Source organism: Candidatus Nanopusillus massiliensis, assembly GCF_920984865.1.
Genome location: NZ_OV100765.1, coordinates 585,260 through 585,829, shown reverse-complemented (window position 1 = coordinate 585,829; position 570 = coordinate 585,260). Strand labels below are relative to the sequence as shown.

Below are 570 nucleotides of genomic sequence, written 5' to 3'. Positions count from 1 at the left end.
TTCTAGCTTGCCTTTAACATTTTTTACTCTTATTATTCCTTTATCAATTAAATCTAAAATATCAGATCTACTTAAAGCTTTGCGATAGACCTGTATTTTATTCGGATCTATCCATATTCTATCTTTTCCAACACCAAGGATTTCAGATGCTAATCTTTTTTGTAATGATAGGTCNNNNATTTAATTATAACCTCCCCACCGATGTTTTTAACCTTTTCTATTGCTCCTTCTGAAGCTTCTCTTACATATATTTTCATTTTTTTGCTAATTCTTCCAGCTCCTAATAATTTCATCAACGCCTATTTCATCTAAATCTATTGTATAATATTCTCCCTCATTTTTTATTATTCCTTCTGATAATAAATAATCAAAATATTCTTCTATATCTCCCAAATTAATTATAGATTTTTCAACATTATGTTTAATACTTGTAAATCCTTTTTTATCTTCAAATTTTTCCGGATATTCCTTAATTAATTTAATGTATTTTTGTTTCTTAAATCTCCATCCAGAGAAACCTGCACCACNCTAATTTCCTCTACCTCTATTTCTATCATTATATCCCCTTCT

Annotated in this window: 3 protein-coding genes (1 of these 3 running past the window's edge); all 3 read right to left on the bottom strand. The window is 28.0% G+C overall.

Annotated features, from left to right (window positions below):
• Tightly spaced (at most 7 nt apart), the 3 genes in view from LUA84_RS05560 to LUA84_RS04515 form a layout consistent with a single transcriptional unit that may run on beyond the window.
• A protein-coding gene (locus tag LUA84_RS05560) for a 50S ribosomal protein L19e domain-containing protein (protein ID WP_457913400.1) crosses the window boundary here: on the bottom strand, positions 1-180 show its 5' portion. Its footprint begins 87 nt before the window's first position; 180 of the gene's 267 nt are visible here — the first part of the coding sequence; it begins with the start codon at positions 178-180; the stop codon falls past the left edge of the window.
• The gene (locus tag LUA84_RS05555; protein ID WP_457913399.1) at positions 150-257 is read right to left on the bottom strand and encodes an uL15 family ribosomal protein; all 108 of its coding nucleotides are present in this window, start codon (positions 255-257) and stop codon (positions 150-152) included. Before LUA84_RS05555 ends, LUA84_RS05560 begins: the two co-directional genes overlap by 31 nt.
• A gap of 7 nt (positions 258-264) precedes the next feature.
• The gene (locus tag LUA84_RS04515; protein WP_256443558.1) at positions 265-393 is read right to left on the bottom strand and encodes a hypothetical protein; all 129 of its coding nucleotides are present in this window, start codon (positions 391-393) and stop codon (positions 265-267) included.
• Positions 394-570 lie beyond the last annotated feature (177 nt).